General features: G+C 54.2%; 23 protein-coding genes and 3 pseudogenes. 21 read left to right on the plus strand and 5 right to left on the minus strand.

The genetic code is table 11. From position 1 onward, the window contains the following. The 6 genes from JCM12539_RS15105 to JCM12539_RS04855 form a co-directional block, all read left to right on the plus strand. The coding region (locus JCM12539_RS15105; RefSeq protein ID WP_173585385.1) for a mucin-binding protein at positions 1 to 143 on the plus strand (143 nt) is incomplete at its 5' end. A 107-nt stretch (positions 144 to 250) separates the two neighbouring features. Then, on the plus strand, positions 251 to 925 hold the full coding sequence (locus tag JCM12539_RS04835) for a mucin-binding protein (RefSeq protein WP_054649690.1): 675 nt from the start codon (positions 251 to 253) through the stop codon (positions 923 to 925). Next, positions 916 to 1170 carry an LPXTG cell wall anchor domain-containing protein gene (locus JCM12539_RS04840; RefSeq protein ID WP_054649692.1) on the plus strand — a complete coding sequence of 85 codons (255 nt, stop codon included), beginning with the start codon at positions 916 to 918 and terminating at the stop codon, positions 1168 to 1170. The genes JCM12539_RS04835 and JCM12539_RS04840 overlap by 10 nt, the downstream gene beginning before the upstream one ends. Before the next feature lie 142 nt (positions 1171 to 1312). Further along, on the plus strand, positions 1313 to 1978 hold the full coding sequence (locus tag JCM12539_RS04845) for an NAD(P)H-dependent oxidoreductase (RefSeq protein ID WP_054649694.1): 666 nt from the start codon (positions 1313 to 1315) through the stop codon (positions 1976 to 1978). Next, positions 1978 to 2181 (plus strand): hypothetical protein, encoded by a 204-nt coding sequence (locus JCM12539_RS04850; RefSeq protein WP_054649696.1) that lies wholly within the window; start codon positions 1978 to 1980, stop codon positions 2179 to 2181. The genes JCM12539_RS04845 and JCM12539_RS04850 overlap by 1 nt, the downstream gene beginning before the upstream one ends. A 37-nt stretch (positions 2182 to 2218) precedes the next feature. Continuing rightward, positions 2219 to 2737 carry a DUF308 domain-containing protein gene (locus JCM12539_RS04855; protein WP_054649698.1) on the plus strand — a complete coding sequence of 173 codons (519 nt, stop codon included), beginning with the start codon at positions 2219 to 2221 and terminating at the stop codon, positions 2735 to 2737. A gap of 48 nt (positions 2738 to 2785) precedes the next feature. On the opposite strand, the gene JCM12539_RS04860 is transcribed toward JCM12539_RS04855, so the two are convergent. The 3 genes and pseudogenes from JCM12539_RS04860 to JCM12539_RS15535 form a co-directional block, all read right to left on the minus strand. Next, on the minus strand, positions 2786 to 3529 hold the full coding sequence (locus tag JCM12539_RS04860; RefSeq protein ID WP_054649700.1) for a C39 family peptidase: 744 nt from the start codon (positions 3527 to 3529) through the stop codon (positions 2786 to 2788). 117 nt (positions 3530 to 3646) lie between these two features. Further along, a complete protein-coding gene (locus JCM12539_RS04865) occupies positions 3647 to 4204 on the minus strand; it encodes a C39 family peptidase (RefSeq protein ID WP_054649702.1) in 558 nt (185 codons plus the stop codon). 407 nt (positions 4205 to 4611) lie between these two features. After that, a pseudogene (locus JCM12539_RS15535) lies at positions 4612 to 5790 on the minus strand (MDR family MFS transporter). 509 nt (positions 5791 to 6299) lie between these two features. On the opposite strand from JCM12539_RS15535, the gene JCM12539_RS04875 reads away from it, so the two are divergent. From JCM12539_RS04875 to JCM12539_RS04910, 8 genes and pseudogenes are all read left to right on the plus strand, one after another. Beyond that, positions 6300 to 7052 (plus strand): SbcC family exonuclease, encoded by a 753-nt coding sequence (locus JCM12539_RS04875; protein WP_225350246.1) that lies wholly within the window; start codon positions 6300 to 6302, stop codon positions 7050 to 7052. After that, entirely contained in the window at positions 7045 to 8103 is a 1059-nt protein-coding gene (locus JCM12539_RS04880) for a hypothetical protein (protein WP_054649704.1), read from the plus strand. Before JCM12539_RS04875 ends, JCM12539_RS04880 begins: the two co-directional genes overlap by 8 nt. Positions 8104 to 8391: 288 nt before the next feature. Further along, a complete protein-coding gene (gene thiD, locus JCM12539_RS04885) occupies positions 8392 to 9204 on the plus strand; it encodes a bifunctional hydroxymethylpyrimidine kinase/phosphomethylpyrimidine kinase (RefSeq protein ID WP_054649706.1) in 813 nt (270 codons plus the stop codon). Between the two features lie 156 nt (positions 9205 to 9360). Then, entirely contained in the window at positions 9361 to 10335 is a 975-nt protein-coding gene (locus JCM12539_RS04890) for a LacI family DNA-binding transcriptional regulator (protein ID WP_082405348.1), read from the plus strand. A 28-nt stretch (positions 10336 to 10363) separates the two neighbouring features. Then, entirely contained in the window at positions 10364 to 11539 is a 1176-nt protein-coding gene (locus JCM12539_RS04895; protein ID WP_054649710.1) for a galactokinase, read from the plus strand. Between the two features lie 346 nt (positions 11540 to 11885). Further along, a pseudogene (locus JCM12539_RS04900) lies at positions 11886 to 13359 on the plus strand (UDP-glucose--hexose-1-phosphate uridylyltransferase). Positions 13360 to 14487: 1128 nt separating this feature from the next. Continuing rightward, positions 14488 to 14847 carry an iron-sulfur cluster biosynthesis family protein gene (locus tag JCM12539_RS04905; protein WP_054649712.1) on the plus strand — a complete coding sequence of 120 codons (360 nt, stop codon included), beginning with the start codon at positions 14488 to 14490 and terminating at the stop codon, positions 14845 to 14847. Between the two features lie 247 nt (positions 14848 to 15094). After that, the gene (locus JCM12539_RS04910) at positions 15095 to 15352 is read left to right on the plus strand and encodes a hypothetical protein (RefSeq protein ID WP_054649714.1); all 258 of its coding nucleotides are present in this window, start codon (positions 15095 to 15097) and stop codon (positions 15350 to 15352) included. Positions 15353 to 15454: 102 nt separating this feature from the next. On the opposite strand, the gene JCM12539_RS04915 is transcribed toward JCM12539_RS04910, so the two are convergent. Further along, positions 15455 to 16465 (minus strand): zinc-binding alcohol dehydrogenase family protein, encoded by a 1011-nt coding sequence (locus JCM12539_RS04915; protein ID WP_054649716.1) that lies wholly within the window; start codon positions 16463 to 16465, stop codon positions 15455 to 15457. 492 nt (positions 16466 to 16957) lie between these two features. Here JCM12539_RS04915 and JCM12539_RS04920 point away from each other — a divergent pair, with 492 nt between their 5' ends. Further along, entirely contained in the window at positions 16958 to 17371 is a 414-nt protein-coding gene (locus JCM12539_RS04920) for a hypothetical protein (protein ID WP_054649718.1), read from the plus strand. A 37-nt stretch (positions 17372 to 17408) separates the two neighbouring features. Here the strand turns inward: JCM12539_RS04920 and JCM12539_RS04925 are convergent. Beyond that, positions 17409 to 19945: pseudogene (locus JCM12539_RS04925) on the minus strand (excinuclease ABC subunit UvrA). Between the two features lie 39 nt (positions 19946 to 19984). On the opposite strand from JCM12539_RS04925, the gene JCM12539_RS04930 reads away from it, so the two are divergent. The 6 genes from JCM12539_RS04930 (at position 19985) to dltB (ending at position 26102) form a co-directional block, all read left to right on the plus strand. Then, positions 19985 to 20728 (plus strand): nitroreductase family protein, encoded by a 744-nt coding sequence (locus tag JCM12539_RS04930; RefSeq protein WP_054649720.1) that lies wholly within the window; start codon positions 19985 to 19987, stop codon positions 20726 to 20728. 182 nt (positions 20729 to 20910) lie between these two features. Further along, complete coding sequence (locus tag JCM12539_RS04935; protein ID WP_263849751.1) at positions 20911 to 21591, plus strand: response regulator transcription factor; 681 nt, start codon at positions 20911 to 20913, stop codon at positions 21589 to 21591. Continuing rightward, a complete protein-coding gene (locus JCM12539_RS04940; protein ID WP_156302067.1) occupies positions 21588 to 22991 on the plus strand; it encodes a sensor histidine kinase in 1404 nt (467 codons plus the stop codon). Before JCM12539_RS04935 ends, JCM12539_RS04940 begins: the two co-directional genes overlap by 4 nt. 134 nt (positions 22992 to 23125) lie before the next feature. Then, positions 23126 to 23281 carry a teichoic acid D-Ala incorporation-associated protein DltX gene (locus JCM12539_RS12625; protein ID WP_061777620.1) on the plus strand — a complete coding sequence of 52 codons (156 nt, stop codon included), beginning with the start codon at positions 23126 to 23128 and terminating at the stop codon, positions 23279 to 23281. Between the two features lie 83 nt (positions 23282 to 23364). Further along, positions 23365 to 24879: a D-alanine--poly(phosphoribitol) ligase subunit DltA gene (dltA, locus tag JCM12539_RS04945; RefSeq protein WP_054649724.1), complete on the plus strand. Its 1515-nt coding sequence runs from the start codon at positions 23365 to 23367 to the stop codon at positions 24877 to 24879. Further along, entirely contained in the window at positions 24876 to 26102 is a 1227-nt protein-coding gene (gene dltB, locus JCM12539_RS04950; RefSeq protein WP_054649726.1) for a D-alanyl-lipoteichoic acid biosynthesis protein DltB, read from the plus strand. The genes dltA and dltB overlap by 4 nt, the downstream gene beginning before the upstream one ends.

The raw sequence follows: 26102 nt of genomic DNA on the forward strand, positions 1-26102 counted from the left end.
CGGGCGAAGTCACCTACGGCGCCTGGGTTGCGGACGGTAGCGATACCTTCCCAGCCTTGGATAGTCCAACAGTGACGGATTACACGCCAGACCAGGTCACGGTGCCAAGCTTTAAGGATGACACGGCAGCCGATGTGGCTTAGTCGTTTACTACTACCCAACTGATCAAACGGTAACGCCAGGGAATCCAAAGAATCCGGACACACCAGTTGACCCGAAAAACCCCGACGGGCCAAAGTACCCCGCAGGGGTGGACCAGGACAGCCTGAACCGGACGGCCACGGAAACTGTGCGTTATGTGGACCAGAATGGCCAAACGGTGGCTACCAGCAGTCGGCAGACAATTCACTTTGTACGGACGGCAACGGTTGATATTAGTACCGCAACGCCAACCGTACGTTACGGAGCGTGGACACCGGCGACTGGCGATGGCACCTTTGCATCGGTTGCTAGTCCAACTGTTAAGGGGCTGACACCTGACCGGTCAGCAACCGGTGTTATGGCTGATGCAGGACCGTTCCCAATCAGCCTGGTTGTGACTTACTTTCCAACCGTTCAGAATATTGACCTGACGAACACCAAGACAACCGGTGACCTGCTCAATCCGGATAACCCAGACAGTCCGCGCTATCCAGGCGGTTTGACCGCTGGTGATTTGCAAATGACTGCGACCCGGACGGTGCACTTCGTTGATGGCTTCGGGCGGACGGTTGCGCCCGACGCGGTGGAAAGCATCCACTACGAACGGACGGCCAAAGTCGACTTTACGAACCCCGACAACCCACAAGTGACGTACGGAGCTTGGATTGCGGTTGGTACCAACGGCTTTGCAGCTGTCGGTGTACCTACTATTGCCGGGATGACACCTGACCGTACCATCGTGGAGGCCATGACGTTTAGCAAGCTGCCAGTGATATGTCCGTGACGGTGGTTTACCACACGACGCCGCGGCACGTACTACCACAGACAGGCGGCAGTGTGGCCACGACGACGGCACGGAGCTTGCCACAAACTGGCGGTACAACTACACCTGCACCAACTAAGGCTGCGCGCTCGTTACCACAAACCGGTGACGACCACGAGTCTGCGGCTTCGTGGATTGGTCTGACCGTTCTGGGCATGTTGCTCGGACTGGTTGGTTACAAGAAACGCCGCGACGACGAAGATTAGTCGTTTACTCCACACAAATAGCGTCGTTGTTAGTTACCCATTGGGGGCGACTAGCAGCGGCGCCTTTGCGTTACTTACGACTAGTTTACGCACCCATGCTAATGCTACAATGTGCATAGTGTTTTTATAACAGGGGGTTGTTATGCGTACTTTAATCATCGTGAGTCATCCGGACATTGCGGCCAGCAGCACGCAGAGCTTCCTGGCCGCCACTGCCGCACTGGAGTCTGACAACGAGTTGGTGGCCCTTGACGAGCTGCCCGCTGCTGGCCGTCACGAGCTCTGGGACAAAGTTGTGACGGCGGACCGCATCATCCTGCAGTTTCCGCTCTACTGGTATAGCGCGCCTGCTAGCTTATGGGCGTGGCTCGATGAGGAGTGGACCGACCGTCACGTCAGTGTTGGGCGTGATGCAACCTTGAGCGGCAAGGATCTGGCGTTGGTTGTGACAACTGGTCACCCCGATGCGGCGTTTCGTGTCGGTGGTCTGGAAAAGGTCTCACTAGATGAACTGATGGCACCATTCTGGGCGTTAGCACGCAAAGCCGGCATGGTGGTCGTGCCGGCGGTGTACATCAACGACTTTGCACACCAGGACGACCAGGAACGTACGCAGACGTATATTCGTTACCGGCAATTGCTCAGTATGCGTCACCCCGGGGCACCCGAGGAAATGGCCGCGTGGTTCGCGCAACGAGCAGCGGCCCTGGGCGACGAACTAATCGCTACTGAGCTGACGGATCGCGACGATGACTTGGGGCAACTACGTGGTGTGGTCGGGGATTTACGACGGGGGAGTGATGACTGATGGACGATGTCGAGAATCAAGCACAGGCGGAGCGGACGACCTGGTTGTTGACGCGGGTCCGGACCAACCAGCAACAGGCGTCAAAGTATCAGGAGCAGCTGTTTTGGGCCGCCTGTGCCGATTTTGTCCGCCAACAGGACCACGAGTTGACGGTTGCGCATGGCGAGGTTGATGGGCGGACCTGGGATCACGAACAGTGGTAAACTAAAAAAAACAGATTTGTATTGATGGAGGTTGTTTATGCAAAACAATTCACGGTGGGTCGGAATCGGCCCGAACATGGGCGTCGCGGTAGTTATGCTCGTGCTGGGAGTGGTCATTGCGGCCGCGCCCAAGCTGGTATTTAACAGTAGCGTGGCGATTATTGGTCTACTGCTGCTGATTCTGGGTATCTACCAGCTTATCATGGCGATTCGCCACCGGGGCGGAAGCCTGTACGGTGGGATTGTTTTGATTGTACTGTCGTTACTGGCAGAGGGGTTAGCGACTATTATCATTAGCATGTTACCCTTTTTCCTCGGCGTTATGCTGGTACTGTTTGGGGTGAACAAAATTCGCAACGCTACGGCTGACCGGGAATACGTGAACGTGCCGGCCTGGCCATCCGTTGTGTACGGCGTGTTGACCATCATTGCGGGAGCCGTGTTACTGTTCAATCCGTTTGGTACGGCGATGGTCGCCTTCCGTATCTTTGGTGGCTACCTCGTGGTGATGGCCATCCTGGAATGTGTGGATTGGTTCCGCCTGCGCCGCGGTTAAATAGTGACACAAAATGCCCGCTACGGTTGATGTAGCGGGCATTTATTTCTACTTATCCTGATTAATATAGATGGCCTGTTGCCCCATCTGCTTGTAGGCGGCCGCAAAGTCGTCCCAGTCTACGGCCTCGTTTTTCTGGCCGTACGGATTGTTGATGTAAATCAGTCGCTTGGCTTTGTTGTAGCCAGTAATCACGACGCTGTGCTGGGAGTAGGTCACCTTAATGTCACCTTGTGGCGTCGACCACTCTTCAAAGTCCTCAACCTTAGCAAAGGTGGCGGTGGTAATGGTCCACACCGGGTGGCCGGATGAGAGCGCGCGGATGACGGCACTAAAGTTACTGCCAGAAATGTCGGTGACGTTGCCGATGTAGTGCTTGGCTAACTTACGGATGGGCCCGTGGTAAACGCCCAGCCCCGGTGTATCACCGCTGACCGAACCCACAAATCCAACGTTTGGATTGCCGTGATCGCCGTCGTCGTACGTGAGCGGCACCGTCTTGATCGCGTCCGCCAGGTCGTTTTTAGACACGTCTTTACCGTAGTACTGTAGCAGCATGGCTAGCGAGGTGACTTCGCAGCCGTTGTACAACGCTGGAGACGACATTTGGTCAATCAACGGGACGTTGTACTTGACGTGACCCTTCACCGGAGCGTTCTGTTGCGTTGCCTGGTTTTCCCGATTGGTATTGTTTTGCGCAGTGTTGTCTTGTTGCTGGCGATAGAAAAGTAGCCCCGCCACGGCTAGTAACGTGATGATTAACGTCACCATCAAACGTACGGGATGTTTCATTGAATTGCCTCGTTCTTAATGAGATAGGTTCAACGTTAACACAAAAACGTCCCACAATTGCATATGGGGCGTTAGATTCACACTATTTTCATAATTAGTTACTTTCGTTAACCATTGCTACTTGATGTAAATCGCCTGTTGGCCCATCTGGTTATAGGCGGCCTGGAACTTGTCCCAGTTGACGGCTTTGTTTTTGTGACCATACGGATCGTTGACGTAGATAAGCTTCTGGGCGCGGTCGTACCCCGTGATGACGACCCCGTTCATTGAGTAGGTGATTTTGATGCGGCCCTGCGGCGTATCCCACCGCTGCCAATCATGGACGGGGGCAAAGGTGGTGGTGGTAATCGTCCACACTGGATGTCCCGTCGCCAGAATCCGCACGATTTGGTCAAAACTACTCCCTGAAACGTCACTGGCGTGATTCGTGTAGTGGTGCGCCAGCCGGATCATCGGTTGGTGGTAGGCGCCTAAACCGTAACTTTCTCCGGTGACTGAGCCGACGAAGCCCACGTTCGGGTTGCCGTGCTCGCCGTCTGGAAAGGTCCACGGCACGCGTGGTAGGTTCGCAGATAAGTTATTCTTGGTCTCGTGGTACCCATAATACTGTAGCAGCATTGCCATCGCGGTGACTTCACTACCATTGCCCAGTGCTGGCGGTGTGTCTTTGCGCAATAAGGTACATCAAGTTGCACGTGCTCCTGCACGGGCACAATGCCAGCGTTTAGCAGCCGCTGGTAGACATCCAGTTTGTACGCCCCGAATACAGCCAGAATAACGACCCCGAGGACGATTAGGCCGTTTAAAATCTTCTTCATTGGGTTCCGCTCCCCGTCCCTTACGTTTTCCTACCGTCAAGGTAACGCATCTGGGCGCGTTCTGCAGGGGGTCCGTCGGCAAAATTATAAACTCTTTATAATTTAACGATTATCAAAAGTTTAGCGGGAATAAAGAGGGTTGACCACAGTGTGGTTAGCTCCCAAGCACTAACGTAATAAGGACGATATTCCCGAACTTAGGAATATCGTCCTTATTACGTTAGGTACAGGAAGTTGCATTGTGGTCCACGGTTGTTGGTCGGCTTATTCATCAACCGTGTGACTACGGGTCCAAGTACGGTTGATGAATGCGTGCACACCCGCTACGAGCACAATGATGATGGTTGCGGCCATGAAGAGAATTCGGTACGAACTGCCGTCAATAATCAGGGCACCAACGAGTGGTCCCAGAGCACGACCACTAGCAGCACACCCCTGGACGAAGCTTGGTAGCGACCCTTTTGCGATTCGGGTGCAAAGCGGTCAACGTACGTCGAAATGGCGGGGAGTGCCGTGATTTCGCCCAGCGTCAGGATGGCCATGGAGGCGATAAAGATACTGTAGTGGTGCGCCACAATCAGTAGTGGGAAACTCACAGCGAGTAGGGCGATGCCACTGTAGATGCGTCCGTTGAGGTGTTTGGATAGCCAGTCGTCAAAGAACGTGAGGACGGGTTGGAAGGTGACGATGATGACGGCGTTAATGGTCCAGAGAAAACTGTAGTCGCGGACTTTGAGCCCCATACCGAGCATGTAGGCGGAGATGTTGCTGTTCCACTGTTCGTAGAAAACCCACACAATAATGAGAGTAATTAAAACGGTAATGACGGGCATGGCGAAGTGCACGCGCGACTTCGGTGCGTCACCGGGAACCGCGTGGCGGACTTGGGACCGACCGCGGTATTCGCCCAGCCAGATGGCAAATAACAATAGGTACATGGCGAAGGCTAGCGCGAAGACGATGGTGATACCCAGCGGCAGAACGAAGCCCACCGCCAAGGTCCCGAAGACCAGGCCGAGGTTGCTGGTGAAGTACAGCACGTTAAAAACATAGCTGGCCGGTCGGTTTTGAATCCGCGTAGCAAAGCCGTTGATGGCGGTCATCACGATACCGCTGCCGAACCCACTGATGACCAAAAAAAATAGGATAGGCTGGCCAGCCGTGGAACGGCACCAGCAACCCGGTGGCGGTACTAACCAGGATGACCCCAATCAGCATGGTGCGGTCTTCGCGCCACTTATCGAATAAGCGGCCACCGATGATGTTGCCCACCACCTGCGCCATTGAGTTGAAGAAAAGCACGATGCCGGCTGTCGTCAACGTTTCGCCCAGGTACTGGTGCATGTATATGGTGGTTAACGGCCATATAAAGCTGGCCCCCGTATTGGTAATTAGGTATCCGAGAAATAACCACTTGAGTTTGAGCTCACGTTGCGTTGACACTACCGACACTCCCTTTCGTTTCTTGCTCCGTAGGCTAGTATATATTTGCGTTTACGCCTTTGGCTAGCAAGATGAGCAAATGATGGGCAACATATGGGCACTTTGCTCATTTCGCGCGGGTGCAAAGCCGTTGCCAGCAACCGTTGTTAGTGTTCACCAGTAATTTGTGGGTGCAAATTTTGGTTGGGGCGGGGTGCGGGCGACCCACTACCCGCGTCTTAGTTATGGCACCGCGCATGCTCAAAAATTAGCTTTCCGGAAAAACCGCGTCGTTACGGGCAGTTTGGGCTTGTCATCACGTCTAGATGCGGTAAAATGGTGTTATTAGAACAATAAGAATAATGGGGTATAAAACATGTCAGTAGAAACGAGCCTCAAATACCAACAGAATTTTTTTTGATCATTTTGCCTCGGCGTGGGCCGACCAATCAACGTTCCGTATCTACCAGGGCATTGATGATACCGCCGCTAACTTGCGACTGGATGCACACGACGTCCCAGGATACATATTGGCGTACGACAAGCAGGCCGAACAGGAACTGATGGATTTTCTCCAAAGTGGCCTGGTAAGCTGGCTGCGTGAGCACGTACCGTTCTTTGACGTCACTGATGATGGGCGGGTCTTCTTTGGTGACTGGTACCACCGCCGTCAGTTTGGCCGTCTGGATGTGATTAACCGCACCATTTTGCACCAGACGGATGAACAGCGGGCTATCATGCCACAGCTATCCAGCTTTGCGGACCACCAGGCGACCTACCTGGACGACCAATTGGAGGACATGCGGCGGCAGGTATACCAGAACGCCACGGACCTTCACAACCAGTTGGAGATGCTGGAAGCGGACCAGGCGGGCGAAAGCGAGGCCAGCACCGGCGGCCGCGTTGCCAGCAATGCTGCTAGCAGTGGCGCTACGGGTAGCGGCCTACGGGGACTCTTGCGGAACTTCATTGATCCTGATGAAGACGGGGACGATGATGAACCGGCACCCGCACGCCCGGCCCGGCAGCCACAACGTCGTGGCAATGGGTTGGATATCAACCGCGTGCGGCGTCAGTTTGATCAGGCCAAAGCCGAGGCTGACAAGGAATTTGACAGTCAAAAGCGGCAGTTACAGGTTGCTGCGGCGGTTACTAACTACGAGTACCAGGCGCTCACGAAGCAGTACGACACGGTTGCCGACTTTGCGAACGTCCTCACCAACATGCCGGACGACTACATGCAGGCGCTGAAGGCACGGGAAGGGGGACGTCACGATGCTTAATCTCAACGACAAAGAAACACTTGATATCATTACGACCCAGATGGAGGCCGCCACTGCGCGGACACGGACCACGCTCAAGTACGAGGAACGGGTCAACCAGTTCTCTAGTAGCCCGGTCTGGTCTGCTAACGATACGGCGCATACGAACCTCATCCACGAATTCACGGAGTTACTAGCTAACAAGCTGGTCCAGTCCTTTAACGCGACCCAGGGCCTGCACGAAACCGACTTTATGGACCGTTTCTGGTTGCAAAGTACCGCAACGGACTCCGAACATTCAACCATTACGGCGTTCTTGGCCAGTGACGGTGATAACCACGAGCTGATGAGCATTATTGACCCGCTCAGCACCGATGGCTATATGGTCGCCACTAACCTGCCGACTTTGCTGCAGATTACGGCCCAGGATGGCCCCCAGATTGACTATAGCGAATCCGAAATGAAGGCCCTGAGTGCGTTGACTAAGGCGTTGTACGCGACGGGATACCAGTTCCGTAGTGTGGATGAAACCGTGCTGCAGCCGGTTGCGGGCCTGACCTTTGGCACCAAGTTTGATAACGACAAGCCGCTGACTAATAGTGCCACCATCACGGAGCCCGGCAATGTTCGTCTCTTTGTGGAAACGGACGATCCGGTTGCGAGCTTCCACGTTTATGACGATGAGGGCCACGACTGGATGGACCTCGGTGCGGCGTCGGAACCTGGTGACGGGTTGGCGTGGGAATCGACGACCATTCCGGATGAGTTGGTGGGGAGTAATTTGACCCTATCCGTTAACGTGCACAGCGACCAGAACGTCCCGGCGCTGGACGAGCTGTTTGTGACGGCGGCGAACAACGCCATCCTCATGCGGGAAACAACGCGTGAGGGCCAGTACGTGCTAGCGCTGCCGGACCACAACGATTTGACCGTGACGGTTGATGCCGAGCAGGGTAACATTTCGTTGGGCTACCCGGACGCGACGGTACAGGTCGTTGAGCTGGTTCACAACTACGCGTTCTTGGGCACGTGGTTACGGGGAGTGCTACCAAAGCGGCCAGCTTTTAACTAATAACGAATATTAATGGTAGCGTGAGTGGATTTCATGCAGAATGACACGAACATGACTATCTTTTCATGGCAGGACGGGGTATTATCTACGTGAGTCCTGCTTTTTTTGATACCAGAGCGGAGCAAGGCGGTTAGAAAGCGGAGTGTAACGTGCTCGCACCGAAAGGCCCGGGTTTGGCCTTTTGGTGGGAGCGGGTTACATGCAGCTTTCTGCCTTGGGGAGCTCGACGATCAAAGCACCATCTTTTCAGTAACAATATTTCAGTTAATTTTGAGGAGGCTGCACTAGATGGCAAATGAGTACCCACAGGTAATGGTAATTGGTGGTTCCGATAGTGACGGTTCCGCCGGAATTGAAGCGGATTTGCACAGCTTCTTCATGCGCGGTGTGTACGGCACAGTTGTACTGACCGCCGCGGTGGCAGGCAATTCGTACGGTATTCACGATAGTGTGACAATGCCGCTACCATTTATTAGTACTGAATTTAAGGTGTTGGCCGATGACTTGCACGTCCGGGCCGCCAAAACGGGGATGCTGGCTGATGCCGATTTAATTAATACGGTCGCCGACAACTGGGAAAAGTATGATTTTGGCCAGCTGGTGTTGGATCCCGTCATTGTTACAAAGCACGGTAACCTGCTGTTGGAGGCTGACGCATTCGAAACGCTGAAGTCCCGGTTGATCCCGCTGGCCGACGTCATGACCCCTAACTTCTATGAGGCTGAACATTTGGTTGGCCGCAAGCTAACCAGTAAGGCTGAAATTGAACAGGCTGCACACGAACTGCAGGCGATGGGCGCCAAGAACGTGCTGCTCAAAGGTGAGCGGGTCGGCGGTGACCAAACCACGGTGGACGACTTTGTTCTGCTCGAAGACGGCAAGTCATTCTGGCTACCGGCCGAGTTCTTTGACACCGACCGGCGTAACGGTACCGGCGACACCGTCAGTGCTGTTATTGCGGCCGAGTTGGCGAAGGGCACGGACGTAGAAAGCGCTATTCGGATTGCCCGCGCGTTCGTCACTAACGCAATCGGTCATGAGATTGCTGTGGGACACAAGTTTGGTCCGATTAACCACTGGGCTAACGATCCCGCATTTTAAAACAAACAAAGAGTGTCCGTTGCCGCATTGTTGCGGTAGCGGATTTTTTTGTTGACTGTGGTAAAAGTTTACTGAATTTTAGTAAAGAAAAGGTTTACATTTTACTTCAATCAGTTTACAGTGAAATCATGTTAGGGGGGGAGCGCCATCGCAACTTTGAAGGACATTGCTGAGCGGGCGTCGGTTTCTGTAGCGACCGTCTCACGGGTATTAAGCGGCGACACGACGCTATCCGTCGGGGCGTCCACCAGGCAGCGAATTTTTGCCGCGGCTGAAGCTTTAAACTACACGAAACATAAACGCCGGCAGTCGCAAAGTCGCGGTACTGTTGCTCTCATGCTGTGGTATACCGAGGCACAGGAGGACGGGGACTTGTATTACCGTTCCATTCGCTGGGGCGTCGAGAACGAGCTCGCTCGGCTGGGTTACCAGTTAACGCGAGTGTTTCCGGGGGAGGCATTACCGGCGGATCATGACATTACCGGGATAATTGCGGTGGGCAAGTATAGCGATGAGCAATTGGAGTCTATACGGCATCATTCAGTGCCCCTAGTGGTCGTTGATCAGGACGTCTTAGCTGCTGGTATTACTTGCGTGGTCCCGGACTTCGCCACTGCGGTGAAACAAGTGGCACAAAGATTTATCGGGGCAGGCCACCAACTGATGGGGATGATTGCCGGGCAGGAGCAGACCACTGACCATGTGACTTTGCACGACCCGCGGCCCGATTTATTCGTTAGGGCGGTTACGGACGGGAGTCGTGCCCAGCCGTTAGTGGCTACCGGGGAATTTTCAACCGAAAGCGGGTACGCAACAATGCGGGCGTTGTTGCAAAGTACGCCCAGAGCGCAGGTGCCCACCGCCTTCTTTGTTGCCAACGACACCATGGCGATTGGGGCAATTAAGGCGTTGCAAGAAGCCGACCTGGAGGTGCCGGGTGACGTGACGGTGGTCGGTTTTGATGACCTGGCCATTGGTCGCTACCTGACGCCGGCCCTCAGTACCGTGCACGTCGCAACTCAGGAAATGGGGCGCATTGGGGTGCAAGCTTTGCACTCACTAATTGGTGACCAAATACAAACGCCCACCCGCACGACGCTGGCTAGTACGCTCGTTAATCGGCAGAGTTAGATAAAACACACGATAAGGGGAATCGATTATGGACACAAATGAACTGGTTGAAGGTTTTCAGCAGCAATTTGGCCACAGCGCGGACGCGACGTACTTTGCGCCGGGCCGGATTAATTTAATTGGTGAGTATACGGATTTCAACGGTGGTCACGTGTTCCCGTGTGCAATCAGTTTAGGGACCTACGCTACGGTGGGTGCCAATGACCAGGATGCGCTGCGCCTTTACTCCGCCAACTTTGCGGAGCGGGGTGTGATTGAGATTCCGTTGACCCAGATTGACACACCCAAAGAAGGGCAGTGGACCGACTACGTGAAGGGGATGGCGCGCGAACTCCTGGCGCATGGTGCTAAGTTAACTCACGGATTGGACATATACATACAGGGCAACTTGCCGAATGGTGCGGGGCTGTCCTCATCCGCGTCGTTGGAGATGCTGACCGGGACGATTCTCCAGGCGGAGTTCGGCCTCAGCTTTGAACCCGTTGAGCTGGTCAAGATGGGTCAGCTAGTGGAGAATAATTACATTGGTGTGAACTCGGGCATCATGGACCAGTTTGCGGTAGAGATGGGTCGCGCCCAGCACGCAACGTTTATGGATACGAACACGCTGGAGTATGAATCCGTACCTTTGGATTTGCAGGACAATGTCATTTTAATTATGAACACCAACAAGCGTCGGGAACTGACCGATTCCAAATATAACGAGCGCCGGAGTGAATGTGAGGAAGCTTTAGCCCGGTTGCAGCGGCAATTGGATATACAAAGTTTGGGCGACCTGGATGAAAACACGTTTGACGAGTATAGCTACTTGATTTACGATGCCACGTTGATTAAGCGGGCGCGCCACGCGGTTGTAGAAAACCAACGTACGATTTGGGCGGCGACGGCGCTTAAGGCGGGTGACCTAGAGCGGTTTAGTCGGTTAGTTTCGGCCTCTGGCGTCAGCTTAGCGTATGATTTTGAGGTCACTGGCGTTGAGTTGGATACGTTGGTCACGACGGCTTTGCAGCAGCCGGGAGTATTGGGAGCGCGGATGACGGGCGCCGGTTTTGGCGGCTGTGCAATTGCAATTGTCAATAAGGATGCGGTTGCGGACGTCAAGCAGGCCGTCGGGGACCATTATCGCGATGTAGTGGGGTATGACGCGGACTTTTATGTGGCGGAGATTGGGAACGGGCCGGAGAGAGCGCAGCAGGCCGTTTAGAAAGCAGAGTCTAAGTAACTATCGCCGAAAGGCCCGGGTCTGGCCTTTTGGTGATAGTTACTTAGACGTCGCTTTCTGGCCTGTGGAGCTCGTTTTCATAAGCACGAATAACGGGGAAATGTGGTAGCATTCCCGGACCAGGTTGGTAAAGGCCCGGGTTTGGCCTTTTGGTTAGAGTTGCTTATGCGGCGTCTTCTGGGCTATGGAGCTCGTTTAAGGGAGAGAGCGCAGCAGGCCGTTTAGACGTCGCTTTCTGGCCTGTGGAGCTCGTTTTCATAAGCACGAATAACGGGGAAATGTGGTAGCATTCCCGGACCAGATTGGTAAAGGTCCACACGGTGGAAGGATGTGCGAATTGAGAACTGCAGTTGACCGGCATGGTGAATATATTTTGGCAACCAACCCGCAGTACACGGAGATGGATCGTGTGTATTTAACGAATCGTATTCTCGGGATGGTTGGTGATGCTGCGGCGGATGTGCCTGGTAAAGACGACGCGCTCGCTAATTTGGATGCGCTCATCGACGCGGCGGTTGTTAATGGCGTCATTGATGATGCGCAATCGGCACGGGCTATTTTGGGCTCTAGACTGATGGACCTTGCTACGCCAACGCCAAGCGGAGTGAACAGTACCTTTAATGATAAATATCAGGATAGTCCCCAAGCCGCAACGGATTGGTTCTACAGTTTATCACGGGCCAATAATTATATTCAGACGCGGGCAATCGCGCAAAACGTTGCATTCCGTACACCGACGGAGTTTGGCGATTTGGAAATCACCATTAACCTGTCCAAGCCGGAAAAGGATCCCCGCGATATTGCGGCCGCGGCCCGGCAACAGCAAAGTGGTTACCCGGCGTGCCAACTTTGCCTTGAAAATGAGGGCTATGCTGGGCGGGCTGATTTTCCTGCCCGGTCGAATCACCGTATTGTGCGTTTTGAATTGGGCGGGCAAACGTGGGGGCTGCAGTATTCGCCGTACGCCTATTTCAGTGAGCACGCCATTTTTCTGGATGCAGTCCACGAGCCCATGCATATCAACGCGCGCACGTTTACGAATTTGCTCGATATTGTGACGTGGTTGCCACACTACTTTGCGGGGTCCAACGCTGACCTCCCGATTGTCGGTGGCTCAATGTTGGCACACGAACATTATCAGGGCGGGCGCCATACGATGCCCATGCGGTGGCCAAAGTTGAGCGGGTAATCGACCTGCCGGATTATGCCGACGTACAAGCGGGAATTTTAAATTGGCCGATGAGTGTGATTCGCCTGACGTCAGCCAATCGGAGCAGTATTGCTGCTGCCGCGGAACATATTCGCGCGGTGTGGGCCGAATATTCTGATCCCGCCGTGGATATTCTCGCTGTGACTGACGACGGCACTAAACATCACACCGTGACTCCGATTGCGCGGCGTATGGGGGATGATTACCAGCTGGATATTGTCTTGCGCGATAATCAGACGTCAGCGAAATATCCGGATGGTATTTTCCACCCACACCAGGATGTTCAGCACATCAAAAGGGAAAATATCGGCCTGATCGAAGTGATGGGACTGGCTATTTTACCAGCCGTTTGTTGTCCGAGATGGATGAGGTGCGCAAATACCTGTTGGGTGAACCGAACCACATGGCGGTAATGCACCAAGAGTGGGCGGACCAGCTACGGGAACAGTACACGTGGACTGCCGATAACGCTGAGACCCAATTGCAGCAGGCCATCGGGCACGTGTTTGCGCGCGTATTGGCGGATGCCGGCGTGTTCAAGCGGACGGACAAGGGACGTAAGGCGTTTGGGCGGTTTGTTGATCAGTTGTAGATGAAACTAACGGTTTATAGCACAATGGATAAAGGTAACGCCCACTGCAAGGTTGTTTGACTTTGCGGCGGGCGTTTTTGCTTTTTTTTCTGTTGAGCATTGGTAGTTGAGAGTACCAGTGGAGTGTGCTACTATGCGAGGTCTGACTGCGGTCAAATCAGTAAACGCTCCAGTCTCTCGGCTGTGCTTTGCACACTGGCCTTGCAATTAGCAGACCCTAAGCGATGGGGCACACAACTGACTGGGGTCTGACCACTATCAAGTCAGTAAACGCTACAGTCTCTCGGCGGTGCTTACGCACAGCCTCCGAGTAGCACTCCCTAAGCGCTAAAGCGCAAAGGGACTGCGTAGAAAAAAAATAGGCCCCGTCGTCCGAACGGGGCCTCAAATGAGGGAGGTGTGGAATCTGGGAATTCCACAGTTATGAAGAAGAGGTAGCAGATGAGGTTCTGGGTTCCTCATCTCTACACTCATTATACTAGTCGCTAATTGTGAAGATTTTGCGGTGGTTTTTTTGTTAATTTGCGATAAATATCGTTGTTGGACAAAATATGCAAGGAATAATTGCAGATTTATACCGCTTGAGGGGTAGCGGGGAAATTTTCCTGATTAGTTAGGAGATGGTGCTATTTTCTTTCTGGATTTTTGGCTAAGTAGAGAAAGATGATTTGTTCGTATTTACCCTCGAAGTCGTCTTTACATGACTGGGCACTCTGCCTTGTGGGATTTGACTGCTGTCAAACCAGTAAACGCCACAGTCTCTCGGCGGTGCTTTGCACAGCCTCCGAGTGGCAGTCCCTAAGCGCTAAAGCGCTAAGGGACTACTCAAAAAGACTGCCGGGGGTTGAGCCGACAGTCCATGGAGTAAGGGTCTGTTGACCGGCGGGTAAACCGGCCAACTATTTTACTTTGGAGGAGTAAAATGAAAAAAAGTTGGGTTGGGTATCGGGATAAGTATTGCCTCATCTCGATGGTCCCTATATTAGCGGCTAATTGTGAAGAAAGTGTGACGAAAACAACACAGACATTTTAAAAGAATGTAAAGACGCGCAAATAATCCTGTGGGTTTACTATAAGTGTTGCTTTTGGAACCGCTTTCCGCTATTCTTTTGGCAAGAGGTGATTAATATGGAAATTCGTTTTGATGACGCTACTAGCAAGTTTATTCAAGACCGCCTGGGTGACAACAAGCTATTGCTGACCTTTGAAGACGGTGTTGGGCCTTACTCTCAACATGCCATGATGCACATGCAGACCCAATTTACCGTTAACATCGTCAAACCCGATGCGGATACTAGCGATTACGATCTCACCATCAACAGTAACCTCGGTCCCGTCTTGGTCAAAGGGTACTCCTCTGACTATCTGGACCCACACCTGTCACTGCACAATAACGCTAGTGATGGTAGCTGGTCGCTCCATGGCGACGTCGGCGTTCTTGACGATGATGTGCATTTCATCGACTTTATTACTAACGAACGTAAGTAATTTTCTAATGAAAATATTAATTAGGGTGGACTTTGTGCGCTTGTGCGGTAGAATCATGACGACTAATAATTTCGGAGGCCGTTTTGATGGTTGAGTATATGTTTGAGCGTGGGTTGAACATCCATGAAATTAAGGCACTGTATGGCGGTGCTGGTTGGCAAGCGGAGGCGGACAACGCCGCGACTTTGGCCGAAGGGTTGGCTAACTCAACGGTGATGACCGCGCGTGACAACGGTCGGCTTGTGGGATGGTGCGTGGCGTCTCCGACATGCACACCGTGTTGCTGCTGGATCAACTGGTCGTTCTGCCTGAATACCAGGAAGATGGTGTTGATGCCCACTTGCTACAGGAAATGATCGAGTACTTCCGGCAGGTAGAAAGCATCGTGGCGGTTGGTCATGACGATCACTTGAACCGTCTACTGCAAGACAACGGGTTTCGTGCCGGCGATGAAAAGAGCCCGTGCCTTATTCGGCCTAAACAGCTCGTTGAAACTGATTTTTAACGCATAAAGGCAACCTAGATTGACATGCGAAAAAGGGACTGACGCACATCTTCCGTGTACGGAGGGTGTGGGTCAGTCCCTTTGTTTTGCTCTCAACCACTATTACTCCCAGCCACCACTGACCACTACTTTGCCGGCGGTATGGCCGGTTTCCACCGCGGCAGTAGCCTCGCGGAGGTTGTCAACGGTAATGGGTGTCAGGTTCGTGGTGACGTCGCTGGTAATCGTGCCCGCCGCCAGTAATCCGGCCAGCCGCAACAGGATGGCTCCCTGGGAATCGAGGTCTACCTGGTTGTCAGTCTTGGCGAACATGTACTCAAAGTCGAGGCTGGCGGCCTTGTTCTTGAGCAACGTGACGTCCAGTGGTGCGGTCGGAGTCACTAGCGCACCGACGTGTCCCAAAGGTGCAACCAGTTTGGTCGCCGGCATAATGTAGGGTTCAGTCTGGTGGAGGATGGCCACGCCGTCCACGGTGGCAAAGCCGGCCCGCTGGACGCTCTCGATGAGGTTGTCATGATAATCAACCGCCACGTCCACGTGGTGTTGTTGTAGCCAGTCAAAGTGGCGTGGGCTGGCCGTCGCGATGACTTTGAGCCCGGCCCAGTGCGCTAGCTGGGCCATCATGGATCCGACACCGCCCGCCCCGTTAATGATGAGCAGACTTTGCCCCGCGTTAGCACCGGCATCGGGGAGGAAGCCCATCCGTTCAAAGAGGAGTTCCCAGGCCGTGAGCCCCACCAGTGGCAAAGCCGCGAGGGCCGCATCGTCAGGACCCGCCGGCGCTTTGGCCGCGATGCGCGCATCCACCACGTGGTAACGCTGATTGGCACCGGGGCGCGTGGTTGTACCGGCGTAGAGCACCCGGTCGCCCACGTGAAAGCCCGTGACCTGATGACCTGTTGCAACGATGGTTCCGGTAGCGTCGTAGCCCTGAATGGTCGGTTCCTCGGACTCGGATATGTTGACGCGTAGCTTAGTATCAATAGGGTTGACGCTGACCGCCTGCACTGCGACCACTAAGTCCATGGGGCCGGCGGTCGGCATGGGCAAGTCTACATACTGCAATGCGTCTGGGTCAGTGAGTGGAAGTCCGGCGTAGAAGCCGATACCGATGTTTTTTTGTCATGGTGCTCTCCTTTGCTTGGTGAGAAGTGTTGTTTACGGTGGTCTGAAACGGATGCTGGATTGCTGAATTTTGTGGGCAAAAACTTTGATTGTGGCTATCTTAATTAGCTTGGTGGGGAATGCTGCCGTGCGCCTGCGTTAGTCGTGATTACTGAAATGGGTTGCGCAAGGCAGAAAGCGACGCATAAGGTACTATCACCAAAAGGCCAAGTGCAGGGTGTAATCAACTTGGTGGGGGAATGCTGCGGCGCTTCCACGTTAGTCGTGCTTATTGAAACGAGCTCCGCCCCGCAGAAACTTGCGCGTAACCCGCTACGGCAATGAAGCCAAGCCCGGGCTTCACCGCCGTAGCAAGTTACACTCCAGTTTCTGAACGCGGGGCTCCGCTCTCTCCAAATATTTAAAACTCATTACAAACTCCCCCAAGCCGTGCGTGTCACCCCAATGTTTGGTACACTTTGCCTTAACGAGGTGAAACAAATGAGTAAACACGCTGCACATACAACTGTCAATAACACTAAAAAGAGCGCCCGGAATATTGTCATCGCCATGATCGTCGTGGCCCTGATTGTCATCACCGGTTGCTGGTACGCCACCACCCCTAGCACCTTCATGGAAAAGTGGAGCACCATCAGCTTCGGCGTCATCTTTACCTTTAGCATCATGGTCCTGACCGTCCTCGATGGCCGTGCCCGCTCCCGTGGCGTACGCTTCCTCGTCGACTGGGTCGGTGGCACCGTCTTGCTGGTGTTAGCGCATGTTTACATGATTGGCATCACCTGGGAATGGAAGTTCCTCGGCTACGGCACCCTAGCAATCGCCATCCTGGCCTTGATTGCCGCCTGGAGCCTCAAACCACTCGCCATCAAGCGTGAATTTGAAGACGCAGAATAATTGAATTGCCGGACGCCCGTACCAATGGGCGTCCTTTTTAGTGCACGTGGAAGTGCTGTCTGTGGGCCGCCAGGTACTGCCCGGTATGGCCACCAGTGCTCATGGCTACCTGGTATGGTGTACCACTCGCAACAATTTGTCCACCTTCGCTGCCACCACCTGGCCCCAGATCCAAAACGTAGTCGGCGTTCGCTAACACGTCGAGGTCGTGTTCGATGGCCAGTACGGTGCCCCCCTGGTCAAGGAGCCGCTGGAACACGCCGAGCAACACCTGCACGTCTAACGGGTGCAAACCAACTGACGGTTCGTCAAAGACGAAGAGGGTACCTTGCTGACTCCGACCCATGTGCGCTGTGAGCTTGAGGCGCTGCGCCTCACCACCAGACAGGGTGGGCGTACTTTCACCCAAATGTAAGTAGCCTAACCCCATGTCGTGCAATGTCTGTAACGTCTTGGCAACCGCGGGGATGTCCGCCAACGTCGTCATGGCGTCATCCACGGACAGGTCGAGGAGGTCAGCAATGCTGTAGCTGTGCCACTTGACGGTGAGGACGTCAGGGTTGAAGCGTCGCCCGCCACAAGTGGGGCAGGTTTGCTGCATGTCCGGCAGGTACTGAATGTCCAAACTGATGACGCCGGTACCGCCACAGGTGGGGCACGCCCCGGCCTTTACGTTGTAAGAAAAGTGGCTCGCGGTATACTGCCGTTCTTTGGCCGCCGGTTGGTCTGCATACAGAACCCGGAGGTTGTCGAGAATGTTAGTGTAGGTAGCAACCGTCGAGCGAATGTTCTTGCCGACCGGCGTGGCGTCAATGGCTACGACCCGCCGTACGCCGCCCCGTTGAACATCGCGTACAAAGCTGGGTGCGGGGTGCGCCTTCGTGGCCGTTAGTGCGGGTACAAGGGCGTCGAAGACCAAAGTAGACTTGCCCGCGCCCGAGAAGCCGCTCACGACGGAGAATTGGTTAACCGGAAAGTCGGCGTGAACGTTGTGCAGGTTGAAGCGATCCGTGACGGTGAGCCCAAAGTGTTTGTGGAAGTCGTCCTCATGGTTGAGCGCCGTGGGCCGCACGACTAGCTGGGCACTGCCATTAAGAAACGGGCCAATGAGTGAGTGGGGCGCAGCAGCAACTGCGTCCGGTGTGCCCTGATTGATCAACCGTCCACCTTCCGCACCTGCCGCTGGTCCAATCTCCAAGACTGTATCGGCAGCATTGATAATGGCGGTGTCGTGGTCCACGACAATCACCGAGTTGCCCTGGTCAACTAGACTGTGCATCACGTCGATTAACCCCTTGACGTTGGCGGGGTGCAAACCAATTGATGGCTCATCGAGAACGTACAGGACGCCGGTTGTCTGGGTGCGCAGGGTCCGGGAAAGTTGAATGCGTTGCAGTTCCCCAGTGGATAAAGAGGCACCGACCCGCGCTAGCGTTAAGTAGCCTAACCCCAGTTCAGTGAGAGGACGCATAATTTGGTCCAATTCACTAATGATGTCCTCAGCGAGCGATTGCATGTCCGCGGGTAACCATGCGTACACGGTGGGGATGAATTTCCGTAGCTCCGTGAGAGTGAGGTCGCTGACCTCCGCGATGTTCTTACCGGCCAGCTGTTGCGTCAACAACTCGACTTTGAACCGTGCCCCGTGACAGGTGGGACACGTGCCAAATTCATAGAAACGGTTAAGGCGCGCAATTGCCCGCTCGTTGGTAGTGGTGGCCATGCTGTCCTCAACGGCGTTAAAGGCGTTCTCGAACTGCGCGTTGTCCATGTGGAAAATCTTGCCGGTTTTGCTCGGGATGTTGATGGCGTACTTTTTCCGTGGCCCGTGCCACACCATGTCCTGTTGTTCTTTGGGAAGGTCTTGAAACGGTACGTCAATATTAATGCCAATTTGCTCAGCCACGATGTGCATGAAGTTCCGTCCGGGTAACCGCCACGACGCCACCGCGCCCTCACGAATAGTTTTCGTGGGGTCGGGGATGAGGCGGTTGGTCGCCAAAGTCTTTGCCTGGCCGGTTCCACCACATGTGGGGCAGCGCCCGCGGAATTAAAAGCAAAGTCCTCCGCGGAGTACGCCTGGAAGTGGACACCACATACGGGGCAAATAATCTCGCCCATGTGGCTGACGCCGTCATTGGGCCGGTCCATACTTTGCGCAATGCCCAGTGTTGGCGGCACCTGGTGGCCGTTCGGACAGCGGGGTGAACCTAGACGGGAGAACATGAGGCGCACCACGTTGAGTGCCTCAGTTGTGGTCCCCACGGTCGAACGGATTCCTGGCACCACTGGCCGTTGACGCAAAGCAATGGCGCTAGGAATATGCTCGATTGTGTCCACCGCCGCACGACTTGTCTGCCCGAGACGCCGCCGGGTGTACGTCGACAACGCGCTGACGTAACGCCGCATCCCCTCAGCGTAGAGGACGCCCATAGCCAAAGATGATTTACCCGAACCGCTACGGCCGGTTATGGCGACTAGTTGGTGGAGGGGGATGTCAACGTCAACGTTTTTGAGGTTATTGACGTGGGCCCCACGCACGGTGATGTTTTGGGGAATCGTGTTATGATGCATAGATAAACCTTCTAACTATATGAAAGAGTGTGAGTAACTTTGAGTAAAATCGAATCAGCGGCTTTGCAACACCGTTCCGTCCGCCAGTTTGCGGACGTTGCCCTCAGTGAGGAGCAACTACGGACCCTCGAGGCCATTGCCCAGGCAACGGCTACCAGTAAATTTATGCAGCAGTTTAGCCTGATTCGGGTCAGTGACCCGGAATTAAAACGGCAAATTGCGGCCGTAACCACGTATGACTACGTGGCTGGTCCGGGTCAGCTATACGTCTTCGTGCTGGACCAAGCTCGTAACGTGCGGCTCGTTGAGTCTGTTCATGGTGACTTGCACCAGTTAACCAACTGGGACGCGCTGCTGGGCTGCGTTTTCGATGCGACTTTGGCCGCCCAAAATATGGTGGCCGCGGCCGAACGCAGCGGGCTGGGCACGGTCTACCTGGGGAGCGTGCTGAACGACCCGCGGCGGATGATCGAGTTGTTGCACCTGCCCCGCTACACGTTCCCGTTGTTGGGACTCAAAGTGGGGGTGCCCGCCGACGTCCCGGCAATCAAGCCCCGGTGGCCCCGGAGCGCCGTGGTTGGGGTGGACAAGTACCCACATATTGATGCAGAGGCACTACGCGACTATGATACCACTATCAAAAAGTACTACGCTGGCCGGGCCACGAACGCGAAGGATAATACCTACACGCAATACATTCAGCAGCACCTGGTCGATAGTATGCACCACCGCGACGACATTGGGGCAATTTTACGGGCTCAGGGTTTCGACCTACCACAATAAGCGTGACCAAAAGCGAATCAACGCTTACCACTATTAGACAACAAAATGCTAAATTTTGCGTTGAGAATCGCCAAATTACGCCTCAAGTATGATGAGTTTAGCCGTAAATTCGGTATGCTGTTATATGTAGGTAATAATATCGATGACACGCTAGCTATCTGGGGGCAGTGTTTTGAAAAAAAATTTTATTGGTGGACGATGAGGACAGCATGATTACCTTTTTGCGTCCCGAATTACAATTTGAAGGTTACGCCGTGGAAGTTGCCAACGACGGGTTAACGGCGTGGGATACGTTCAACCACGATCAATCGAGTATCGACCTGATCATCTTGGACTGGATGTTACCGCGACTGGACGGCCTCGAGGTGATGCGGCGTATTCGCAAAGTGAGCGATATTCCCATCATCATGATGACTGCCCGTGATTATGTGGGCGACCGGGTCGCCGGCCTGGATAACGGCGCCGACGACTACATCACCAAACCGTTTGAGATTGAGGAGTTGTTAGCCCGTATCCGCGTCATTTTGCGGCGCGAGGACCGGCGGGGTGGCAAACGCCAGTTGCAGGTGGCTAACTTGGTGCTGGATACGAAATCCCGGCAGGCAACCGCGGACGGTGTGAGCGTGCAGCTGACCCAACGTGAGGCGGCACTGCTGGCGGTGCTGATGCGCAAAGTCGGTGAGACCATGACGCGCGACGAACTCTTGGACGCGGTTTGGGGTGACAGCTTTGAGGGTCAGGTTAACATTGTAGATGTGTACATTCGTTACCTGCGCACCAAGATGAAGGACTTCGCGGACGTGCCGCGGATTCAGACCATCCGTGGTGTGGGCTACACGTTGCCGAGCGAGGTGACCGCGTGAGGCGCCGCGCACGGCCGACGACTAGTTCGGGGCGGATGGCGCGGGCATACGCCACTTTGCTCATCTCCCTGATGGTGGTGGTCGGATTTGCGACCATTACGGTGGTTGGTATTAACATGGTCCACAGCCGTTACGAGAATACGGCCAACACCATGACGGCCCTGAAGCGCTCCTTCGCGGCGGACGATAAACCCGATTGGGATTATTGGACGGCCACCAGCTCGCTCAATACCAGCACAACGTTTGTCCGCGTGCGGGCCTACCGCGGTGATAAGCACGTCCGGACCTTCTACTCCCGGCATACACGTAGGTTTTTGCGTGACGATTGGCGGAGTGCCCGGCTACTGAAGAACATCAACATCCGTTACCAGAGCAAAGTGGGTGTGTATTACCGGGCGTCATCCTGGAATCAACGTGATGGTGAGGACGTGCATTACGAGATTTGGGTCAGCCTGAATAACGTGTTGGCACTGTTCCGAACGCTGTTTGTGACCATTGTGGGTATCACCATTATGGGGCTGGCGATTGGGATCCCCGTAATTTACGTACTGGCCCGCAAACTCAACGAACCGTTGTTGGGGCTGACCACGGCCGCGCAAAACATTGTTAATGCCGATCAGACTAATTATCAGGAAACGCTGCCGGTTCCGGACACGCCGGATGAAGTGCATAATCTCAGCATTGAGTTTAACCGGCTACTCCAGTCGTTGAACCAACAAGTGTTGCGTAACCGCCAGTTTGTGTCTGACGCGTCGCACGAGCTGCGCACCCCGATTGCGGGCATTCGCGGGCACGTGGCGCTGGTGCAACGGCATGGACGGGACCATCCGGAGATTATTCCCGACTCACTGACTGCGATTGACGGGGAATCACTCAAGATGCAGCACTTGATTGAGAGTTTGTTGCAGCTGTCCCGGATGGATCAGGCAGAGTTGCAGCGGAGCAACGTCGATTTGGTCTCCGTGATTAGCAAAGGTGTGGCGCAACTGCAGCCGCAGGTGTCGCAGACCATCCGGCTACAGGTTCCGGCCCACGCGGAAGCGTACGTCAATGCCGACAGCGTTGACCAGATTTTGTCAGCATTGGTCATGAACGCGCACAAGTACTCGGCTGCTGACTCCGTGATTGACGTGGTGCTACTTGAAACGGGACCTCGCGTGACGTTGATGGTGAGTGATAACGGTGTGGGTATCCCCGACGACGAGAAGCCCAAGGTGTTCGACCGGTTCTACCGGGTGGATTCCTCGCGGTCAAAGAAGGTGGCGGGCACCGGTCTGGGTTTGGCAATCGTACAGAAGATTGTGGAGCTTAATGACGGCGACGTTACGATTGCAGATAACAAGCCACGGGGCACGCGGTTTGTGGTGACGTTACCTGGTAAAAACGAAAACGTTATCTGAGAAATTCTCATCTTAAGTTTAGAACTTATAGGTAGCGGGCTTCGAGAGTATCTCCTTACAATGGAGGTAAGCTCGGAGCCTATTTATTTGGCGCCAAAACTAGAGCGACGCATTTAACATGACGCGTGAAGAGGGTGACGACAACGCAACGTATTCGGCAGTGGTTGGCACGACCAACCGTTTCGTTTATAGCCCGCACGGTTCTGTACTTACTCATCATGCTGTTGCTGGTGTACTTGTACAGCTACCGGGGGATTAGTAATAGCCATTTTATTTATAACGAATTTTAGTGTGTGACGGCCCCGCCACCGATGTCGATGGTGGTTGCAGCAACGCACACAGTAATTTTACCTAACGAAAAAGGAGCGGCACAATGACAAACATTGTAGCGACCATTGACCAACTGGCGGCCAAGTATCCTAACCGGATTGCCTATGACAACCTGGGTCACATTAACACGTATGGCGAGCTGAAGCAGTATAGTGATGCATTGGCGGACTACATTATGGCCCGCAACTTACCGGCCCAGTCACCCATCATGGTGTACTGTGACCAAACCTTTACCAGCGTAGCCACATTTCTCGGGTGCGTGAAATCCGGGCACCCGTACATTCCCGTGGATACCCACTCGCCCAACGACCGGCTGACCATGATTAACGCGATCGCGCAGCCCAGTCTGGTGATTGCGGTGCAAGATCTGCCGATCGATCTAGACGTGGATACCGTCAGCGCTGTAGCTTTGAAGCTCATTTTGAATACGCCCGACACCCAGGTACGACCACAATACGTGGCTGGTGATGAGACGTTCTACATCATCTTTACGTCCGGGACGACGGGTCAGCCCAAGGGTGTACAGATTAGTCACGATAACCTACAAAGTTTCACTGACTGGATGGCTACCTTTGAGCTCCCCGATACGCCCATCAGCCTCTCGCAGGCGCCGTATTCATTTGACCTGTCCGTGATGGACTTGTACCCGACGTTATTGGCCGGCGGCACGGTGCGCGTGCTGCCACGCGAAACGACGGAAAACTTGAAGGACTTATTCATGGCTTTGCCACAGGTACCCGTCAACGTGTGGGTTTCCACACCATCGTTCATGGACATTTGCTTGATGGAACCCAAGTTTGACGCGGCGCACTATCCCGACCTGACCCACATCTTCTTCTGTGGGGAGGAGCTGACCCACCAGACCGCGGCCAAGGTGCTAGCACGCTTCCCCGATGTGCGGCTGTTTAACACGTACGGGCCCACCGAAGCGACCGTAGCGGTATCCGCAATTCAGGTTACTCAGGCCGTTTTGGATCAATACGACCGGTTGCCGATTGGTTACGCCAAAGCGGATACGCAGATTACACTCGTTCCGGGCACGGAGCGGACGGTTAACGGCCAGACTGAGGGCGAGCTACTGCTTACGGGTCCCAGCGTTTCGCGCGGATACCTCAACCGTCCCGACAAAACCGCGGCGGTGTTTGAGCAAAGTAACGGCCAGCAGTCCTACCATACGGGGGACTTGGGCTTTATTGCGGAGGACGGTCTAGTGTTCTACCGCGGGCGCACCGACTTTCAGATTAAACTCAACGGTTACCGTATCGAGTTGGAAGAGGTGAACCACTTCCTCAACCAGGTGCCGTGGATTGAGCACGGGGTGGCGGTGCCACAGTACGACCGCAACCACAAGGTCCGGCAACTCCTGGCGTACGTAGTGTTGGATGAGGGGCAGTTTGAGGACCACATCAGCGCTACTAAGGCGACCAAGGAGTACTTAGGTAGCCGTATGATGAGCTACATGTTACCGCAGCGGTTTGTATACCGCGACGAGTTACCAATGACCGCTAACGGGAAGGTGGCCATTAAGCAACTAATTGGTGAGGCGAACCCATCATGATTAACGTACAGCCATACGCCAACCCCATGTACTTTGTTTGGCTCGTCCTGGCGCTGATTCCGCTCATGGTGGGCCTGTTCTACGGCCGGCGTTTGCAAATATACGAAGCCATTTTGAGTGCGGCGGTGCTCGTGCTCATCTTTGGCGGCAACAAGTGGCACCAGGGCGTGGCCTTGATTGTGTACATGATCTGGCAGGTCGTCCTGGTGCAGGTATATGCGCGTTATCGTCGGCAGCATAACGCTACGTGGGTGTTTATCGTTACCGTAATCGTCAGCATCATCCCGTTGGTGCTGGTCAAGTTAACCCCAGCGATTACTGGAGGGCACAACTCGTGGTGGGGCTTCCTGGGTGTCAGTTACCTATCGTTTAAGGCCGTCCAGGTCATTATGGAATTACGTGACGCAACCATTAAAACGATGCCTATTTGGGACTTTGTGCGGTTCCTGTTGTTCTTCCCTACAGTTTCGTCGGGACCGATTGACCGATTCCGCCGCTTCCAGAAGGATTACACCGAGGCGCCGAGCCAGTCCGACTACCTGTATATGGTGGGCAAAGGGGTGCACAGCATCTTCTTGGGCCTGCTGTACAAGTTTGTGCTTGGCTACCTCTTTGGTTCGGTCATGCTGCCGTCCGTGGCGCAAGCGGCACTGGCGCAGCGAGGTGCATTCTTTGGCCTCGGATTATCGTGGCCGCTCGTCGGTTATATGTATGTGTACAGCATGTATTTGTTCTTCGACTTTGCGGGCTACAGCCTGTTCGCCGTCGGGGTCAGCAACCTTATGGGCATCGACACGCCGGTGAACTTTAACCAGCCGTTTAGGGCCCTGAACATCAAGGACTTTTGGAACCGTTGGCACATGACCCTATCGTTCTGGTTCCGCGACTTTGTGTTTATGCGGACAACCTTCTTCATCATGAAGCATAAGTTGGTGAAGAACCGCGTGCACGTGTCACAGGTTGCTTACCTGGTGAACTTTCTGATCATGGGCTTCTGGCACGGTGTGACTTGGTATTACATCGTGTACGGCCTGTTCCATGCCGGCGCGATTATCATTAACGATATCTGGCTGCGGTACAAGAAACGACATCGCAAGCAACTACCGCACAACCGCTGGACCCAGGCTTTAGCCATCGTGGTGACGTTTAACGTCGTCTGCTTCAGCTTCTTAATATTCTCAGGATTCTTAAATACACTTTGGTTTACACACGGAATGAGGTAA

This window comes from Lacticaseibacillus pantheris DSM 15945 = JCM 12539 = NBRC 106106 (genome assembly GCF_001311175.1).
GTDB classification, from domain to species: Bacteria; Bacillota; Bacilli; order Lactobacillales; family Lactobacillaceae; genus Lacticaseibacillus; species Lacticaseibacillus pantheris.

What these genes read in the sequence shown, in the direction of transcription:
- JCM12539_RS04840 (WP_054649692.1), top strand. Translation starts at nt 916, where the DNA reads ATGTCCGTGACGGTGGTTTACCACACGACGCCGCGGCACGTACTACCA.
- JCM12539_RS04845 (WP_054649694.1), top strand. Translation starts at nt 1,313, where the DNA reads ATGCGTACTTTAATCATCGTGAGTCATCCGGACATTGCGGCCAGCAGC.
- JCM12539_RS04850 (WP_054649696.1), top strand. Translation starts at nt 1,978, where the DNA reads ATGGACGATGTCGAGAATCAAGCACAGGCGGAGCGGACGACCTGGTTG.
- JCM12539_RS04855 (WP_054649698.1), top strand. Translation starts at nt 2,219, where the DNA reads ATGCAAAACAATTCACGGTGGGTCGGAATCGGCCCGAACATGGGCGTC.
- JCM12539_RS04860 (WP_054649700.1), bottom strand. Translation starts at nt 3,529, where the DNA reads ATGAAACATCCCGTACGTTTGATGGTGACGTTAATCATCACGTTACTA.
- JCM12539_RS04880 (WP_054649704.1), top strand. Translation starts at nt 7,045, where the DNA reads ATGCTTAATCTCAACGACAAAGAAACACTTGATATCATTACGACCCAG.
- thiD (WP_054649706.1), top strand. Translation starts at nt 8,392, where the DNA reads ATGGCAAATGAGTACCCACAGGTAATGGTAATTGGTGGTTCCGATAGT.
- JCM12539_RS04895 (WP_054649710.1), top strand. Translation starts at nt 10,364, where the DNA reads ATGGACACAAATGAACTGGTTGAAGGTTTTCAGCAGCAATTTGGCCAC.
- JCM12539_RS04905 (WP_054649712.1), top strand. Translation starts at nt 14,488, where the DNA reads ATGGAAATTCGTTTTGATGACGCTACTAGCAAGTTTATTCAAGACCGC.
- JCM12539_RS04910 (WP_054649714.1), top strand. Translation starts at nt 15,095, where the DNA reads ATGGTGCGTGGCGTCTCCGACATGCACACCGTGTTGCTGCTGGATCAA.
- JCM12539_RS04920 (WP_054649718.1), top strand. Translation starts at nt 16,958, where the DNA reads ATGAGTAAACACGCTGCACATACAACTGTCAATAACACTAAAAAGAGC.
- dltA (WP_054649724.1), top strand. Translation starts at nt 23,365, where the DNA reads ATGACAAACATTGTAGCGACCATTGACCAACTGGCGGCCAAGTATCCT.
- dltB (WP_054649726.1), top strand. Translation starts at nt 24,876, where the DNA reads ATGATTAACGTACAGCCATACGCCAACCCCATGTACTTTGTTTGGCTC.